The sequence below is a fragment of the Neisseria sp. HMSC03D10 genome, assembly GCF_001807625.1.
Lineage (GTDB): Bacteria > Pseudomonadota > Gammaproteobacteria > Burkholderiales > Neisseriaceae > Neisseria > Neisseria mucosa.
Genome location: NZ_KV789570.1, coordinates 1 through 661 on the forward strand (window position 1 = coordinate 1; position 661 = coordinate 661).

At 35.6% G+C, this 661-nt stretch carries 1 protein-coding gene and 1 pseudogene; both read left to right on the plus strand.

Going from position 1 to position 661, the window contains the following annotated elements:
• Nucleotides 1–293 (plus strand): annotated as a pseudogene (locus tag HMPREF3066_RS13380) (hypothetical protein); the annotation flags it as partial.
• A gap of 31 nt (nt 294–324) precedes the next feature.
• Nucleotides 325–582 (plus strand): hypothetical protein, encoded by a 258-nt coding sequence (locus tag HMPREF3066_RS08045; protein ID WP_199901605.1) that lies wholly within the window; start codon nt 325–327, stop codon nt 580–582.
• The last annotated feature ends 79 nt before the right edge of the window (nt 583–661 follow it).

Genomic DNA, 661 nt, shown 5'->3' on the forward strand with positions numbered 1-661 from the left:
ATTTAAAGCATTACCGTTCGCTGTTTCCTGACGACCGTTATCCTGATGATTTGCCGAAACCCTATGTTTCATCTCATATCCTAAGCCCGGTCAGCGTATGCTTTAACGACGGAACAAGAAAGAATTTCCCCAGGTATACGGTAGTAAATCAAGTAGCAGTAGATGAAGACAACCGTTTGATCGGGAGTGATAGACATTTGATTATAAGGGAGGGGAAAGGTGCAGGAATATTATTTCAGCATCCAACAGACAAATGCATTAATGATATTTCCAGCATCTTTCTTATCAGATAGTCGATAGTATTTAATTTTAAAGGTATATGGTATGGCTACAACAGCACAAATCCGGCAGCATTTTTTAAAATTAGGGATGCCTGTTTCGGAAGTTAATCAGATTATTCGGGATTCAATTTTACTGGGGCAAACCCATAACTTTATCAATCAATGGGGGTTAAGGAGTATTCAAGCAAACACTAAATATTCCGGCATATTTTTCCAAAGCAAACTAATTGGCAGTAAAGAAAATAGAAGTATTGTATTTGGTACGGCAGACAAAAGATATCTGACTGCTTCTGAAAAATAAAACAAACAATTAGTGTGTAAATGTGTTTGCAGTGAAAAAATATTAGAAATAATATCAATGCAAGTAATAATTTTTATCA